Source organism: Pedobacter sp. CG_S7, assembly GCF_040544395.1.
Classification (GTDB): domain Bacteria; phylum Bacteroidota; class Bacteroidia; order Sphingobacteriales; family Sphingobacteriaceae; genus Pedobacter.
Genome location: NZ_JBEONS010000003.1, coordinates 145134 through 160333, shown reverse-complemented (window position 1 = coordinate 160333; position 15200 = coordinate 145134). Strand labels below are relative to the sequence as shown.

Genomic DNA, 15200 nt, shown 5'->3' with positions numbered 1-15200 from the left:
TTTTTAAAATCACATCAAATGGATATTAAACAAATTCAGGAACTTATTAAGTTTGTTTCCCGTTCAGGCGTTAATGAAGTAGCCATAGAGCAAAAAGACTTCAAAATAACAATTAAAACTAACCAGGCGCCTACGGTTATAAACACTATAGCTCCGGCTACCGCTACAGTATTACCAGCAGCAGCTGCTGCACTTCCTGCAGCTATTGAAACCAAACCCGTTGACCCGGTTGATGAAAGTTCAAAATACGTAACTATAAAATCGCCAATGATTGGTACTTTTTATCGCTCTTCAAGTCCTGATAAACCTTCTTTTTTAAATGTTGGTGATGAATTCAGTGTAGGAAAAGTAATTTGTATCATTGAAGCCATGAAACTTTTCAATGAAATTGAAAGCGAAATTTCTGGAAGAATAGTAAAAGTATTGGTTGATAATGCATCACCAGTAGAATATGACCAACCATTATTTTTAGTAGAACCTATGTAATATTTACCTTCAGGTAAATCGTTATCTAATTAATTATATGTTTAAAAAAATACTAATTGCCAACAGGGGCGAAATTGCCTTGCGTATTATACGTACCTGTAAGGAGATGGGCATTAAAACCGTTGCGGTTTATTCAACAGCAGACAGAGAAAGTTTACATGTCCGTTTTGCTGATGAAGCAGTTTGCATTGGCCCGCCTCCAAGTAAAGATTCTTATTTAAGCATTCCAAACATCATTTCTGCAGCAGAACTAACAAATGCAGATGCAATACATCCGGGATATGGCTTCTTATCTGAAAACGCTAAGTTTTCTTCCGTATGCCGCGATTATGGAATCAAGTTCATTGGCGCTACGCCAGAACAGATAAACTCCATGGGCGATAAAGCTTCGGCAAAGGAAACCATGAAAAAAGCAGGCGTACCTACTATTCCTGGTTCAAAAGGTTTATTAAACAACTTTAAAGAAGGCATCAAAATTGCCAACGATATGGGCTATCCGATTATCTTAAAAGCTACTGCCGGTGGTGGTGGCCGCGGAATGCGGGTAGTTTGGAAAGATGAAGACTTCGAAAATGCATGGGATAGCGCCAGACAAGAATCTGGTGCTGCTTTTGGCAACGATGGCCTTTACCTGGAAAAATACATTGAAGATCCTCGTCACATTGAGATCCAGATTATTGGTGATCAATACGGTAAAGCTTGTCACCTCTCTGAACGCGATTGTTCTATACAACGCAGGCATCAGAAATTAGTTGAGGAAGCACCATCACCGTTTATGACACCTGAATTAAGGGAAAGAATGGGTGAGGCAGCTATTAAAGGTGCTGTTGCTGTACAATATGAAGGAGCCGGAACTATAGAATTTTTAGTAGATAAGCACCGGAACTTCTATTTTATGGAAATGAATACCCGTATTCAGGTTGAGCATCCGGTAACGGAGGAGGTGATTAACTATGACCTCATCAAAGAACAAATCAAAGTTGCTTCTGGCGTTCCGATCTCTGGAAAGAATTATTTACCAAACATGCATGCCATAGAATGCAGGATCAATGCGGAAGATCCTTTTAATAACTTCCGTCCTTGTCCGGGTAGAATAACAAACTTCCATTCTCCGGGTGGTCATGGTGTAAGGGTTGATACTCATGTTTATGCAGGTTATCAAATTCCTTCCAACTACGATTCTATGATTGCTAAACTGATCTGTGTGGCTCAAACCAGGGAAGAGGCTATCAGCACCATGGAAAGAGCTCTAAGCGAATTTGTGATTGAGGGCGTAAAAACGACCATACCATTTCATTTAAAATTGATGAAGGATCCTAATTTCAGGGCTGGTAATTTTACCACCAAGTTTATGGAAACCTTTGTTTTTACAGAATAATAAAAAATTTGTAATATTTAAAACGTAAATACCATTCTATTAAAGAACAGAATGGTATTTTTGTTTTAACAAGCAATTTACATGAGTGAAAATAAAACCCAGAATCTAATTGATTCCATAAAAAACAAAACCAAAACACTGGAGTCGGAAATGTCTTTCTTTGACCACATTGATGTCCTAAGAAAACACCTCCTAAGGGCATTGTCCGTCGTTATAGTCTTTACTATTGGTGCTTTTTACTTTACCGACTTTATATTCAATACCATTATCATGGGGCCAAAGAATCCAACATTCTGGACCTACCGCATGATGTGTAAACTGGTAGAAAAATATCCTTCTATAGGGTCAGATTTCTGCATTACTAAAATAGATGCGAAAATTATAAACACAGAAATGGCCGGACAGTTTACGCTGCAACTGAATTCCTGTGTTATGGTTGGAATTATATTAGGCATACCCTATTTATTATTTGAAGTATGGCTATTTATAAAACCTGCACTACATGATAAAGAAAGAAAATCGGCAAGCGGATTTGTATTTTTCGCCTCTTTCTTATTTTTCCTCGGCCTGTTATTTGGGTATTACATTATCTGCCCACTATCCATTAACTTTCTAACTAACTTTACGGTAAGTCCTGAAATTCAGAACACTTTTACCATTGACTCATATCTTTCGTCGGTAATGACGCTGACATTAGGTTCGGGAATCGTTTTCCAACTGCCTGTCATCATCTATATCTTATCCAAACTGGGTATCATGACACCTGCTTTCATGCGTTCTACCAGAAGGTATTCATCTGTTGTTATTCTTATCATTGCAGCCATTGTTACCCCTACTGCAGATCCATACACGATGTTAATTGTAGCTATGCCTATCTTTTTACTTTATGAATTTAGTATCTATATCTCTGCCAGCATAGAACGTAAAAGAAAAAGAGACTTGGCTTAGCATTGAACACGACGCAAGTAGTTTCATCGCCTTTAAAAAATAAATTATATACCATTGAAAATGTCCACAAAAATTAAGATTGCCATTGGCGCAGACCATGCCGGTTTCGAATACAAAGAAATGATAAAAGCTTTTTTAGGAGAAGAAGAGGTCAAAGACTTTGGCACCCATAACCCGGCGGCTGTTGATTATCCTGATTTTGCACACCCTGTAGCCCAGGCAGTAGAAACCGGCGAATGCACTTTTGGAATCCTGATTTGTGGCAGTGCCAATGGTGTAGCTATTACCGCCAATAAACACCAACAAATTCGGGCCGCCATTTGTTGGGAAAATGAAATTGCCGCCCTTGCCAGAAGGCATAATAATGCCAATATACTTTGTATCCCGGCAAGGTTCATTTCTGAAGAACTGGCCAGAGAAATTACCACTATGTTTTTGAATACCGCTTTTGAAGGTGGCAGACATGGAACACGTGTGGATAAAATATCTTGCTAAATTGACTTTTCTTTATACCCAACACCACTAACACATGAAAAAACCATTAATATACGCTAGTCTGGTCCTTTTTATGGGTTTTAGTGCCTGCGCACAAAATAAAACCGCCGTAAAATACAGCCAGACCATTACCAAAGAAAAATCCTATCAACATTTATCTGTTCTTGCTTCAGATGAATATGAAGGAAGGGAAACGGGTAAAAAGGGTGCCTGGATGGCAGCAGAATACATCAAAAAACAATTTAAAAACCTGGGACTAAAAGGGCCGGTTAACGGCAGTTATTTTCAGCCTATAGACATGGCTACCAATACTTTAGTACAAAGCATTGTGACTATTAATGGTACACCTAAAGAATTATTGAAAGATTTTATCATTATCCCTTCCAGCGTTACTGGAGAAGGATTTACTTTTAACAATAAAGAGGTGGTCTTTGCCGGCTATGGCATAACAAAAGAGGGCTATGATGATTTCGCAGGGCAAAACCTTCAAAACAAAGTGGTCATGATTTTGAAAGACAATTCTCCTGCAGACCGCACAGAAATGCGCAAAAGAATGCAGCAACAACAAGCCAAAATTGAATTCCTTATTAAAAACCAGGCTGTAGCCTTATTAATTGTTGACCCCGATCTAGACAACATTTCAGAAGCCATGAAAGCGCGCTATAATAATGGCGAAGGACCACTGGTAATGAAAACAAAAGCTTATTTAGAAAATTTAAAAAACAAGAAATCGCTGCCAACTATTTCCATCTCTACCGAAACGGCAAACGAGATTTTAAAACAAAGCAAAAACAACATTGCTGGCTTGCAAAAACAATTAACCGAAACCAAAAAACCTGCATCTAAAGCCATTGATATAGCCTTTTGTGCCAGTGCTATCAGAAAAGAAGAACCTTTACGTGCAGAAAACGTATTGGGATTTTTAGAAGGTTCAGACCCCATCCTCAAAAAAGAAGTTTTAGTAATCACTGCTCACTATGACCATATTGGCTTAACCACCTCGGGTACCGATAAAGTTAACAACGGTGCAGATGATGATGGCTCAGGTACAACTGGTGTAATCATGCTTGCTGAAGCATTTTCTAAAGCTAAAAAAGCAGGTAAAGGGCCCAAAAGAAGTATCTTATTTATGACCGTAGTTGGTGAGGAAAAAGGTCTATTGGGTTCTGAATGGTATTCAGAAAACCCCGTGTTCCCACTTGAAAACACGATTACCAATTTAAATATCGACATGATTGGTCGTGTAGATGCTGCTCATGAAAAAAATCCTGATTATATCTATATCATCGGTTCAGACATGTTAAGTTCTGACCTGAATAAACTGGGTATAAAAGCAAATACAGATTATATTAAAATGGACCTAGACATGCGCTATAATAACCGCACCGATCCTAACCGCTTTTATTACCGTTCTGATCATTATAATTTCGCTAAACACAATATTCCTGTAATTTTCTATTTCAATGGCGTACATCCAGAATACCACCAACCTGGTGATGAGATAGATAAAATTGATTTTCCGATGATGACCAGAAGAGCAAAGCTCGTTTATTTTACCGCATGGGAATTGGCCAATGCCGCCAAACGACCCGTGGTTGATAAAAAAGAAGACGGATCTCCAATAAATTAAATCATTAATTGAAGTAAAGAGGATGACTACCGATTGGTGTTCATCCTCTTTTTAATCAATTTGCCAGATTTAATTCTTTTTGCTGCAGCCTATTTAATTATATTTGAACCTAATGAACCCTGATTGACCATAACGGATTCATTACCTTTAAAAATAAAATTAGACACATGAAAACTGCTGAGGATTTTTTGTTAAAGGCTGATGAAAAAGCTTTTGATCTTGACCATCGTAAAATTATCAATCACAATATTGGCAAATACAATGTTGCGGTAGAAAGAGGATTGTCAAAATTTGAGAACCTCGAAAACTCCAAAAAAAAGGCTCACGTCATTAAATGGCGGGTTATGGAAAACCTCGACAAATTTTTACCGGAGTTTGAAACCAATTTTCAACGCAACGGAGGCAAGGTTATTTGGGCCAATAGTGCCGAAGAAGCGCAGAAAGAAATCCTGAATATCATCAAAAAAAATGGTGGAAAAACGGTGATTAAGTCGAAATCAATGACTACAGAGGAGATCCACTTAAACGACTTCCTGGAGAAAAACGGCATAGAATCATTGGAAAGTGACTTAGGAGAATACATTGTACAGCTGCTTGGTCAGCCACCCTACCATATTGTTACCCCCGCCATGCACCTGAGTAAGGACGATATTGCCAAGCTTTTCCATGAACATTTCGGTACCCCACTTGATTCCACACCACAACAGCTTACCCAAAAAGCCCGGGAATTATTAAGGGAAAAATATTTAACAGCTGACATAGGCATCAGTGGTGGCAACTTTTTAGTCGCAGATACAGGTAGTGTTGCCCTCACAGAAAATGAAGGCAATGCCAGGTTGTGCACCACTTTTCCGAAAATACATATCGCCATTGTAGGTATAGAAAAAGTTATTCCTTCTATGGCCGACCTTGATTTGTTCTGGCCGCTGCTGGCCAGTCATGGAACGGGACAAAACCTAACCGTTTACAACACCCTACTGAGTGGTCCGCGGAAAGCGACCGAAACTGATGGACCAGAAGAAATGTACGTCATTCTTCTCGATAATGGTCGTACTAATCTTCTTGCCCAAAAAGACCAGCGCCAGGGTTTGTATTGCATCCGCTGTGGTGCTTGCCTCAATGCCTGCCCTGTTTATAAAAACATTGGCGGTCATACTTACAACACCACCTACAGTGGCCCAATAGGATCTATCATTACCCCTCATTTAAAGGGAATGAAAGAATTTAAGCACCTAAGCTATGCCTCCACTTTATGTGGCAAATGCTCAGAAGTGTGTCCGGTAAAAATAGACATCCATAAAATGTTATTACTGAACAGAAGAGATGCCGTGGCAGCACATGATAACTCCAAAGCGGAAGATATAGGCTGGAAATTTTGGAAAACAAGTATGCTGAAACGGTCAAGAATGGACATGGTTGGCGGCAAAATCAAGAACTTCTTTTTAAAACTACTTTTCAAAAAGATTTGGGGAAAATACCGTACAATGCCTGAGGTAGCACCTAAATCATTCTCCGAGCTCCATGAAGAAAGAAACAAAGTATAACCAAACACCAATATAAATGTATTTTGACAGAAAAGGTAAGGACGATACAACATTATTAAATTTGTATAAGCAGTTGCTTTATCCCCGGATGATCGAGGAAAAAATGCTCATCTTACTCCGTCAGGGTCGTATTGGGAAATGGTTTTCAGGCATTGGCCAGGAGGCCATTGCTGTAGGGAGTACCCTATCTATGGAAAGTTCAGAATATATATTACCCATGCACCGCAACTTAGGTGTTTTTACCACCAGGCAGGTTCCCCTGAAAAAGTTAATGGCACAGTGGCAGGGCAAAATTACGGGCTTCACCAAGGGGCGCGACCGCTCCTTTCATTTTGGTACACAGGAACATAAAATTATAGGAATGATCTCGCACCTGGGGCCACAAATGGCCCTGGCAGATGGCATCGCCCTGGCTGATCTTTTAGCGGGTAAAGCTGCCGCAACACTTGTTTTTACTGGCGAAGGTGCAACTAGTGAAGGTGATTTCCACGAAGCCATCAATGTTGCTTCGGTATGGAACTTACCAGTCATTTTTTTGATTGAAAACAACGGATATGGCCTCTCCACACCTATTAATGAACAATACCACTGCAAAAACCTGGTGGACCGTGCCCTGGGTTACGGCATTGAAGGGATACAGCTGGATGGTAATAATATTTTAGAGGTTGTTGATACCCTTACTGCAGTTGCAGAAAAGATGCGCAAGGACCCAAAACCTGTTCTGATTGAATGTTTAACCTTCCGGATGCGTGGTCATGAAGAGGCATCAGGCATTAAATATGTTCCAAAAGAATTGCTCGAAGAATGGGAAAAGAAAGACCCTGTTAAAAACTTTGAAGCTTACCTTTATGGCCAAAATATATTAAACGATGGCCTGGTCAGCGACCTGAAAAGCCAATTCAAAAAGGAAATTGAGATTGACATAGAAAGTGCTTTTAGGGAGCCGGAGCCTGTTGCCAATCCTGAAAATGAACTAGCAGATATGTATTTCCCCTACCAGCAGCAAGTTGTTTCAGCTACAGGCACGGGCAGCACAATCAGGTATTTAGATGCGATCTCCGACGCTTTAAAAACGGCGATGCACAAGTTCCCTAACCTGGTTTTAATGGGGCAGGATATCGCTGATTATGGTGGTGCTTTTAAGATTACAGACGGCTTTACCAATGCGTTTGGAAAAGCCAGGGTTCGCAATACGCCTATTTGCGAATCTGCAATAGTTGGAGCTGCTTTAGGTTTATCAATCAATGGCTATAAAGCGGTGGTAGAAATGCAGTTTGCAGATTTTGTAACCTGTGGCTTTAACCAGGTGGTGAACAACCTGGCAAAAACACATTACCGCTGGGGCGAAAAGGCAGATGTGGTGATCAGAATGCCTACTGGTGCAGGAACTGGCGCTGGTCCTTTTCATTCGCAAAGCAATGAAGCCTGGTTTACTAAAACCCCCGGCTTAAAGGTGGTATACCCGGCATTTCCTTTGGAGGCTAAAGGCTTGTTGCTGGCTGCTATTGAAGACCCAAATCCGGTAATATATTTTGAGCACAAATATTTGTATAGAAACTTAAGCGGTGTAGTACCTGAAGGTTTTTACACGGTTGAAATTGGCAAGGCTAATGTGCTGAAAGAGGGAACAGATTTGTGCCTCATTACCTATGGTTTGGGCGTTCATTGGGCTTTGGCCTATTTAGAGCTACATCCCGCATTGTCGGTTACGCTAATTGACTTGTGCAGTTTACAGCCGTGGGACAAACAAACTGTTGCCGCAGCGGTAAAGAACACCGGCAGGGCTTTGATTTTACATGAAGATACAATGGGTTCTGGTTTTGGCGCTGAAATTGCTGCCTGGATTGCCGAGCATTGCTTTGAACATTTAGATGCCCCGGTAATGCGCTGTGCTAGTCTAGATACCGCTATACCCATGAATAAAGCTTTAGAAGACAGCTTTCTGGCTAAAAGCCGCCTGCAGGAAACGGTAGAAAAGCTGATTGCTTACTAAGTTCCAGTGGCGGCAAGAATTACTTCTGCCAGCGGGTTAAACAAGTAGATATGTCCATTATCCAGGCAAGTACAACGGAACCTTTTACGCAGTCTTTCCCCTTTTTTGAATTTCCGGCCATCTTTAATGGTAAATTCGGCATGTAAAGGAATTTCTTCTAGTCTTGTCCCCTTGCTGGCAAGGTCATATTTTTTAAGCGTTCTTGATAAATGTAAATCACTACAACTTGAGGCCGCAGGATTTAACAAATAAACAGTAATGGCATGCTGTACCTCTTCTGGAAAAACCTGCTGTTCTAAAAAAGGATTCATCATCCTTTTAAAATTATTCTTCCACTCCAAACCATGCGGCTTAACCTTGTTCTTATGGTCATTCCAGGTTAGTAAATGTGCAAACTCATGAACGGTAGTCACCAGAAAGGCAAAGTGGTTTAAATCGTTGTTTACAGAGATCCTGTGCCCTGCTGTTTTAAAGGGATGCCTGTAATCACCCAGTTTGGTGGTTCTGTTTTTAGAGATTTTAAATTCACATTGAAAATAATCAATCCAGCGGGCTATAATAGGCGCTGCAGCAGCGGGCATGTATTGTGCGAGAACCTGATCTTTTTTCACAATAACGAAGATAAGCTTTTACTTTAAAAGTTGGTAAGCAATTAAACTGGCTATATAAGCCATTGCAGTCATATAAGCGGTTTGAAAAAGCGGCCATTTCCATGATTTTGTTTCCCGGTACACCACAGCAACAGTACTCATACATTGCATGGCAAAAGCATAAAACAACATCAGTGAAAAGCCGGTAGCAAAAGTAAAAATGGGCAAGCCTGTGTTGGCATCTTTAGCGGCCATCATTTTACTGCGGATAGTTCCAACATTCTCATCACCACCTTCCACACTATAAATCGTTGCCATAGTACCTACAAAAGCTTCGCGGGCGGCAAAAGAAGTAATTAAGGCAATGCCAATTTTCCAGTCAAAACCCAGGGGCCTGATGGCAGGTTCAATAGCATGGCCAAGTATGCCGACATAAGAATTTTCCAGCCGTTCGGCAGCGTGGTCTCTTTCCAGGGTTTGAATTTTAACAAGGTCTTGCCCGGCCTCAATTTCGGCATATTTCCTGTCAATTTCGGCAAAACGCTGAGGTGGACCATAAGTAGCCATCACCCATAAAACGATAGAAATAGCGATAATTACCTTACCCGCTTCCAGTACAAAAGTTTTAGATTTTTCATACATCGTAAGCAGCACATTGCTCCAGCGGGGCATACGGTAAACCGGCAGCTCCATAATAAAGTATGACTTCCCTTTGGCCTTGATCAGGAATTTCATTACAAAAGCCACCAATACAGCCGCTAAAATACTGATCAAATACATGCCCATCAGGGTTAAACCCTGTAGGTTTATAAAACCAAAAAGATGTGTTTTGGGAATGATAAGGGAAATTAATAAAGTATATACCGGTAAACGTGCAGAACAACTTACCAGCGGAGAAACCATAATGGTAATGATCCTGTCTTTCCAGCTTTCAATGTTACGGGCACTCATGATAGAAGGCACAGCACAAGCTAAACTGCCAATCATAGGCACCACAGACTTACCACTCAGGCCAAATTTACTCATCACTTTATCCATCATAAAGGTTACGCGCGACATGTAACCTGTATCTTCCAGCACAGAGATGAAAGCAAATAAAATAGCGATCTGTGGAATAAAAATAATAACTCCACCTAGACCTGCCAGTATACCATCTAAGAAAAGATTAGTTAAAAGACCCTCAGGCAGGTGCTGGTGACCATAATTTGTTAACTGTGCAAAACCTAATTCAATGAGTTGCATTGGGTAGGTCGACCAAGAAAATATGGAGTTAAAGATAAAGAAGAGAATGAAAATAAAGATAAAAAACCCCCAGAACCGGTGAGTAAGTATGCTATCAAGTTTATCACTAAAGATAAATTTACGGGCAGCCCCGGTATCTTTAATTACACCCGTAAGTATGGTACTTAAATAACGGTAACGGGAAATGGTTTCTGCAGCCTGCTGTTTGGAAGACTCAAAAGCGGCATCCTTTTTTATTTTTTCAAGAGCCAGATGTGTTGGCGGTGGAATATTAGCGATATGCTGGTGCTGGTGCAGCAGCTGCAAAGCATAGTAATCATTATCGGTTTTAAGCAGGGTTTTAACCTGCGCAATAGCTTCAGGAGCTAAAATAGTTACATCGGCACCAGGAAGTTGGGTAGCGATGGTGGCACGGTTAACAATGGCCCTTTTTAATTCGTCGAGGCCAACATTGCCCCGGGCTGAAATAGCGACAACCTGTATGCCAAGTCTTTCAGCAAGCAGGTTAACATTTACTTCCAGGCCCTCCTTAGTTGCCATGTCAATCATGTTGAGGGCAAGAATTACCGGCAAGCCTAAATCGGCAACCTGCGTGTACAACAACAGGTTTCTTCGCAGGTTAGTGGCGTCGGCCACTAAAATAATGAGTTCAGGGTGACTAGGGTTATGCTGATCAGCAAGAACCTGGAACACAATACTCTCATCACTACTTTTCGGGTATAAACTATATGTACCTGGAAGATCTACGATCTCCGCCTGTTGCTGGTTAGGAAGTTTACAATAGCCAACCTTCTTATCTACAGTAATTCCAGGAAAGTTTCCTATTTTCTGGTTTAGTCCGGTTAATAAGTTAAACAGTGTTGATTTTCCTGTATTAGGGTTACCAACTAAGGCAATTTTAATATCAATAGCCAAATCCTTTTTATGAGATGATGATCACTGATGCTTCTTCTTTACGCAAACAAAGCTGATAACCAGCTACACGTATGGCCATAGGGTCACCAAGTGGTGCAAAACGCTCTACTTCAACAACTTCTCCAGGCAGACAACCCATCTCCATTAATTTTACTGACATTTCAAGATCTGTAAATGCTACAATAGTTCCTTGTTCTCCCTTACTTAATTGCGATAGTTTCATTGTACTAAGTTTGAGCGCAATTTAGCCTTTATTTATAACTAATCCAAATAAAGAAATGACTTCCTATAGTCTCATTCTCATCCGCTGTCCGCCACCACGTTGCTTACTATTTTCTCCAGGCATATTTTTTCCTCCCATACGATTTAAGGAGTAAGTAAAGGAAAGCATGAAATAGCGCTTCAACACATTGTAGTTTAGATCTGTAATGGTGTTATTGCTAGAGGTACGAATAATCCCTTGATTTTGGTTCAGGATATCATTTACAGCAAACTTAAAAGTTCCTCTATTTTTAAGGAACTGTTTACTGATATAAGAATTGAACAATACATATTTAGTATCAAATGCAGCCCCTCTGCCGGTATTCTGGAAATAATCAACATCGGCAGCGATACGCACCTCACCCGGAAAAAGGTAACTGATATCGATTGTTGGGTTCATGGTATAATAAGTGGTGTTCTGATTAGGGTTAGCAGAGTAAGTACTTCTGTTCAGGGTACCATTAATACCCGCAGTAAAATCGAACTTATCAAAGGAAGACACTAATTTATAGCCATTGGTTAGACTGTAATCATTAGAAATATTTTCGATGGAATTGGTAAGGTTAACTCCTCGGCCATAAGAACCCCTCAGGTTAATATTCAGGTTTAATTTATTACCCGGAATAATTGGAAGCCCCAGCGAAGAGCCTGCATTTAAATTATATACCCCCTTAACGTTTATAGGTAAGATGGCAATTTTACCATTCCTGGTGGTATCAGCATCATTGGTAATCAGCATGCTGTTATTACCAAAAGCATTTAAGGTTTGATTGGCGTTGATATACAAGAAAAAAGAGCGATAATTAGAAAAGTCAAAATTGTTATATACAATATTCAAATTATTGGTAAATGAAGGTTTAAGGTTCGGATTACCAATGGGGATGCTTTGCGTATTGGAGTTGTCTGGAATAGGTTGAATTTGCGAGATACTTGGTTGCTGTGTGTTACCACGGTAATTGATCCTGATGCGCTTGCTATTGCTAAAGGTATAGCGGAACTGTGCACTTGGTGTAAGGTTATAGATATTCTGTTTAATTACCATACCGGTAGTTATGTTATCATTTTTTCGATCTGTATTTTGAACAGCCAAACCAGCATTCCAAGTGTATTTCTTTTCTGTCTTATTAAAACTGAACCCTAGCGAATTGGTTAAGGTTGTATTTTCATAGGTATTAGTAAAAGTATCATCAATCTGGTCATACCTGGAAGTAATGGGGTTAAAGTTATAGGTAAATCGTTGTGATTCGCTAAAGTTATAACGGTTTTCATAATTTAATTCCAAACTAAAAGTTTTCGATAAAGGTTCGGTATAGACTAACCTGGAGTGGTTACCGAATGAATTGCTTTTGGTATCGTTAAACTGGTTGGTAAATTCCTGTGCAGTTCCCGCAGCATTGGTCGTATAGTTTTGTATATCATTGAAATTTTCTGAATTACTATCGTTCCAATTGGTATTTACGTTTAAAGACAAGGTTCTGCCGAGGCGAAGGAATTTTCTTCTTAACAACACGTTATTCCTTAAAGAAGGAGAAGTAGACTTGGTTGTATAAGCCTGTTTACCTACAGTTTGTGAATTATTGAACACATTAGTGTAATCACTGTTACGGATACCATTCGATTCGGTAAAAGTGAAGTTTGGCTGTATTTTAATGGTCGTAGCCGAATCGATTTTAGTATCTATCATGAAGTTAAAACGGTGATTCAGTCTCTCAGTCGTACTTTTTAAGTGGTTAGCAAAAGTTGTTGTTGTATTACCAAGTAAGTTTTGTCTGAAGCTGTTTTGTTCGTTGAACAAGGAAGTTTTATTAAAAAAGTAACTGGCGTTGATTTCCGTTTTATTCTTAAAGATATTGGCATAATTTAAACCTGCTGCATTAGTAGTGGTAATACCCTGAGGCGAACCATTGCCACCGCCGCCTTGTCTGCCTCTGCCACCACCTTCACCAAAGTTTTGCTTGTTAACATTGTTAAACTGTGCCACAACAGACATTTGTTCATCATTATTAAACTTATTGATATTTACGTTCACATCATAACGGTCGTCGGAGCCATAGCCTATATTAGAATTACCAAAAACACCGTTTTTTCTATCTTTTTTAGTGATGATATTGATAATTTTCTCCCTATTACCATCATCAATTCCTGTAAATTGCGCTTGTTCCGACAATTGATCAATCACCTGGATTTTGTCGATCATATCTGCAGGCAGGTTTTTTGTGGCCAATAGCGGGTCATTTCCAAAAAACTCCTTTCCATCCACTTTAATTCTGGTAATAGTTTCTCCCTGTGCTTTGATAGAGCCGTCTTTGGCCACTTCTACACCGGGTAACCTCTTCAGCACATCTTCTACTACCGCATTTTCGCGCACTTTAAAGGAGCCGGCATTAAATTCTATAGTATCTTTTTTTACAACTACCGGGGGCACTTCTCCAATTATTTCTACTGTATTTAAATCCAGACCAGAATTTTCCATACTTACGGCGCCCAAATCAACACGACTACCGGCTAAGGAAACGGTAAAATCTTTGGTTACACTTTGCAAGCCCAGGTAAGCTACATACAAACGGTAATTACCAGGCGCTAATCCTTTAAATTCAAAACCACCATCGGTAGCAGTATTGGCACTTCCAACTACACTAGAGTCCTTCAGACTTTTTACAGCTACAGTAGCATAATCAATGGGAAGCTTGTCTTTAGCATTTACGATGGTTCCTGTTGCAGATCCATTGTTATTCTGGCCAAAGGCCATAGTAGCGAACATCATTACTCCTAAAAGTAACAAGCCTGGGGTAAAAATTCTCGTCATAACGTAATGATTGCAGTTAATCAAATGTATAGACTAGCCTTGAGGAGAATAGATTAGTGTAGCCTGTTTATTTTAAAGTAACATTCTTAATACAAGCGAATATTTATTTTTTACTATAATCGGCAACATGGAGCAATACATAACTAAATACCCCCATCAATACGCCAATCATATCACACCAAAAATCCCACCACTCCGCAGAGCGGTAACTGAAGAAAAACAGTTGGACCAATTCGATTCCCCCACCAATAGATGCAGTAATTAAAATAATCTTGAAAATTGTTAAGATACTAAAACTGTAATTATGTTGGTACCTGATTTTACCAAAAAAGAGCAATACGGTAAGCACATAAAAAAACCCGAGGTGCACCAGCTTATCAAAACCTTTAAAAAAAACGCCAGTGCTTTCCGAGCCTGGCGTTTTCATAAAACAAAGTATTGAAATGAGTATGGTCCAGGCAATTGCCCAGCCCTGATACTTTAATCCTTTTAAATAACTCATTAATTAAGCGCCAACTAAAGATTTATAGGCAGCTGCATCAAGCAAATCATTTACATTAGCCGCATCAGCTAAAGTAACTTTAACCATCCATCCAGCACCATAAGGATCTGAATTCACTAACTCAGGGTTATCATTTAAAGCAGGGTTAACCTCTAAAACAGTTCCAGTAACGGGCATAAACAAATCAGAAACAGTTTTCACGGCTTCAACAGTTCCAAAAACATCGTCTTTATTAACTACTTCACCCAGGGTATTGATGTCGATATAAACGATATCACCTAATTCGCGCTGAGCAAAATCAGTAATTCCAAGGTAAGCTTCGTCGCCTTCCACTCTAATCCATTCGTGGTCTTTAGTGTATTTTAATTCTGATGGAAAATTCATATGTACTTAATTAGTTAATTGTCAAT

Annotated in this window: 13 protein-coding genes; 7 read left to right on the top strand and 6 right to left on the bottom strand. The window is 39.7% G+C overall.

Going from position 1 to position 15200, the window contains the following annotated elements; genetic code table 11:
• The first annotated feature begins 18 nt into the window (after window positions 1–18).
• The 7 genes from accB (at window position 19) to AAKU52_RS03575 (ending at window position 8474) form a co-directional block, all read left to right on the top strand.
• Entirely contained in the window at window positions 19–486 is a 468-nt protein-coding gene (accB, locus tag AAKU52_RS03605; RefSeq protein ID WP_354330327.1) for an acetyl-CoA carboxylase biotin carboxyl carrier protein, read from the top strand.
• A 37-nt stretch (window positions 487–523) separates the two neighbouring features.
• The gene (accC, locus tag AAKU52_RS03600; RefSeq protein WP_354330325.1) at window positions 524–1864 is read left to right on the top strand and encodes an acetyl-CoA carboxylase biotin carboxylase subunit; all 1341 of its coding nucleotides are present in this window, start codon (window positions 524–526) and stop codon (window positions 1862–1864) included.
• Between the two features lie 81 nt (window positions 1865–1945).
• Entirely contained in the window at window positions 1946–2812 is an 867-nt protein-coding gene (gene tatC / locus AAKU52_RS03595) for a twin-arginine translocase subunit TatC (protein WP_354330323.1), read from the top strand.
• A 60-nt stretch (window positions 2813–2872) separates the two neighbouring features.
• Window positions 2873–3307 carry a ribose 5-phosphate isomerase B gene (gene rpiB, locus AAKU52_RS03590; protein WP_354330321.1) on the top strand — a complete coding sequence of 145 codons (435 nt, stop codon included), beginning with the start codon at window positions 2873–2875 and terminating at the stop codon, window positions 3305–3307.
• 34 nt (window positions 3308–3341) lie between these two features.
• A complete protein-coding gene (locus tag AAKU52_RS03585; protein ID WP_354330319.1) occupies window positions 3342–4937 on the top strand; it encodes a M28 family peptidase in 1596 nt (531 codons plus the stop codon).
• A gap of 167 nt (window positions 4938–5104) precedes the next feature.
• On the top strand, window positions 5105–6481 hold the full coding sequence (locus AAKU52_RS03580) for a LutB/LldF family L-lactate oxidation iron-sulfur protein (RefSeq protein ID WP_354330317.1): 1377 nt from the start codon (window positions 5105–5107) through the stop codon (window positions 6479–6481).
• A 16-nt stretch (window positions 6482–6497) separates the two neighbouring features.
• A complete protein-coding gene (locus tag AAKU52_RS03575) occupies window positions 6498–8474 on the top strand; it encodes an alpha-ketoacid dehydrogenase subunit alpha/beta (protein WP_354330315.1) in 1977 nt (658 codons plus the stop codon).
• Here AAKU52_RS03575 and AAKU52_RS03570 read toward each other — a convergent pair.
• The 6 genes from AAKU52_RS03570 to gcvH all read right to left on the bottom strand — a co-directional run bounded on the left by AAKU52_RS03570 (window position 8471) and on the right by gcvH (window position 15174).
• Window positions 8471–9055 (bottom strand): SprT-like domain-containing protein, encoded by a 585-nt coding sequence (locus AAKU52_RS03570; protein ID WP_502931013.1) that lies wholly within the window; start codon window positions 9053–9055, stop codon window positions 8471–8473. The two genes, AAKU52_RS03575 and AAKU52_RS03570, sit on opposite strands and share 4 nt — an antisense overlap.
• Window positions 9056–9103: 48 nt before the next feature.
• The gene (gene feoB, locus AAKU52_RS03565) at window positions 9104–11221 is read right to left on the bottom strand and encodes a ferrous iron transport protein B (RefSeq protein WP_354330310.1); all 2118 of its coding nucleotides are present in this window, start codon (window positions 11219–11221) and stop codon (window positions 9104–9106) included.
• A 7-nt stretch (window positions 11222–11228) separates the two neighbouring features.
• Window positions 11229–11444, bottom strand: a complete 216-nt coding sequence (locus AAKU52_RS03560) for a FeoA family protein (RefSeq protein ID WP_354330308.1) — start codon at window positions 11442–11444, stop codon at window positions 11229–11231.
• Window positions 11445–11507: 63 nt separating this feature from the next.
• A complete protein-coding gene (locus AAKU52_RS03555; protein WP_354330306.1) occupies window positions 11508–14288 on the bottom strand; it encodes an outer membrane beta-barrel family protein in 2781 nt (926 codons plus the stop codon).
• A 103-nt stretch (window positions 14289–14391) separates the two neighbouring features.
• Window positions 14392–14790: a VanZ family protein gene (locus AAKU52_RS03550; RefSeq protein ID WP_354330304.1), complete on the bottom strand. Its 399-nt coding sequence runs from the start codon at window positions 14788–14790 to the stop codon at window positions 14392–14394.
• A gap of 3 nt (window positions 14791–14793) precedes the next feature.
• Entirely contained in the window at window positions 14794–15174 is a 381-nt protein-coding gene (gene gcvH, locus AAKU52_RS03545; protein ID WP_354330302.1) for a glycine cleavage system protein GcvH, read from the bottom strand.
• Between the last annotated feature and the right edge of the window lie 26 nt (window positions 15175–15200).

What these genes read in the sequence shown, in the direction of transcription:
- accB (WP_354330327.1), top strand. Translation starts at nt 19, where the DNA reads ATGGATATTAAACAAATTCAGGAACTTATTAAGTTTGTTTCCCGTTCA.
- accC (WP_354330325.1), top strand. Translation starts at nt 524, where the DNA reads ATGTTTAAAAAAATACTAATTGCCAACAGGGGCGAAATTGCCTTGCGT.
- tatC (WP_354330323.1), top strand. Translation starts at nt 1,946, where the DNA reads ATGAGTGAAAATAAAACCCAGAATCTAATTGATTCCATAAAAAACAAA.
- rpiB (WP_354330321.1), top strand. Translation starts at nt 2,873, where the DNA reads ATGTCCACAAAAATTAAGATTGCCATTGGCGCAGACCATGCCGGTTTC.
- AAKU52_RS03585 (WP_354330319.1), top strand. Translation starts at nt 3,342, where the DNA reads ATGAAAAAACCATTAATATACGCTAGTCTGGTCCTTTTTATGGGTTTT.
- AAKU52_RS03580 (WP_354330317.1), top strand. Translation starts at nt 5,105, where the DNA reads ATGAAAACTGCTGAGGATTTTTTGTTAAAGGCTGATGAAAAAGCTTTT.
- AAKU52_RS03575 (WP_354330315.1), top strand. Translation starts at nt 6,498, where the DNA reads ATGTATTTTGACAGAAAAGGTAAGGACGATACAACATTATTAAATTTG.
- AAKU52_RS03570 (WP_502931013.1), bottom strand. Translation starts at nt 9,055, where the DNA reads ATGCCCGCTGCTGCAGCGCCTATTATAGCCCGCTGGATTGATTATTTT.
- AAKU52_RS03560 (WP_354330308.1), bottom strand. Translation starts at nt 11,444, where the DNA reads ATGAAACTATCGCAATTAAGTAAGGGAGAACAAGGAACTATTGTAGCA.
- AAKU52_RS03555 (WP_354330306.1), bottom strand. Translation starts at nt 14,288, where the DNA reads ATGACGAGAATTTTTACCCCAGGCTTGTTACTTTTAGGAGTAATGATG.
- AAKU52_RS03550 (WP_354330304.1), bottom strand. Translation starts at nt 14,790, where the DNA reads ATGAGTTATTTAAAAGGATTAAAGTATCAGGGCTGGGCAATTGCCTGG.
- gcvH (WP_354330302.1), bottom strand. Translation starts at nt 15,174, where the DNA reads ATGAATTTTCCATCAGAATTAAAATACACTAAAGACCACGAATGGATT.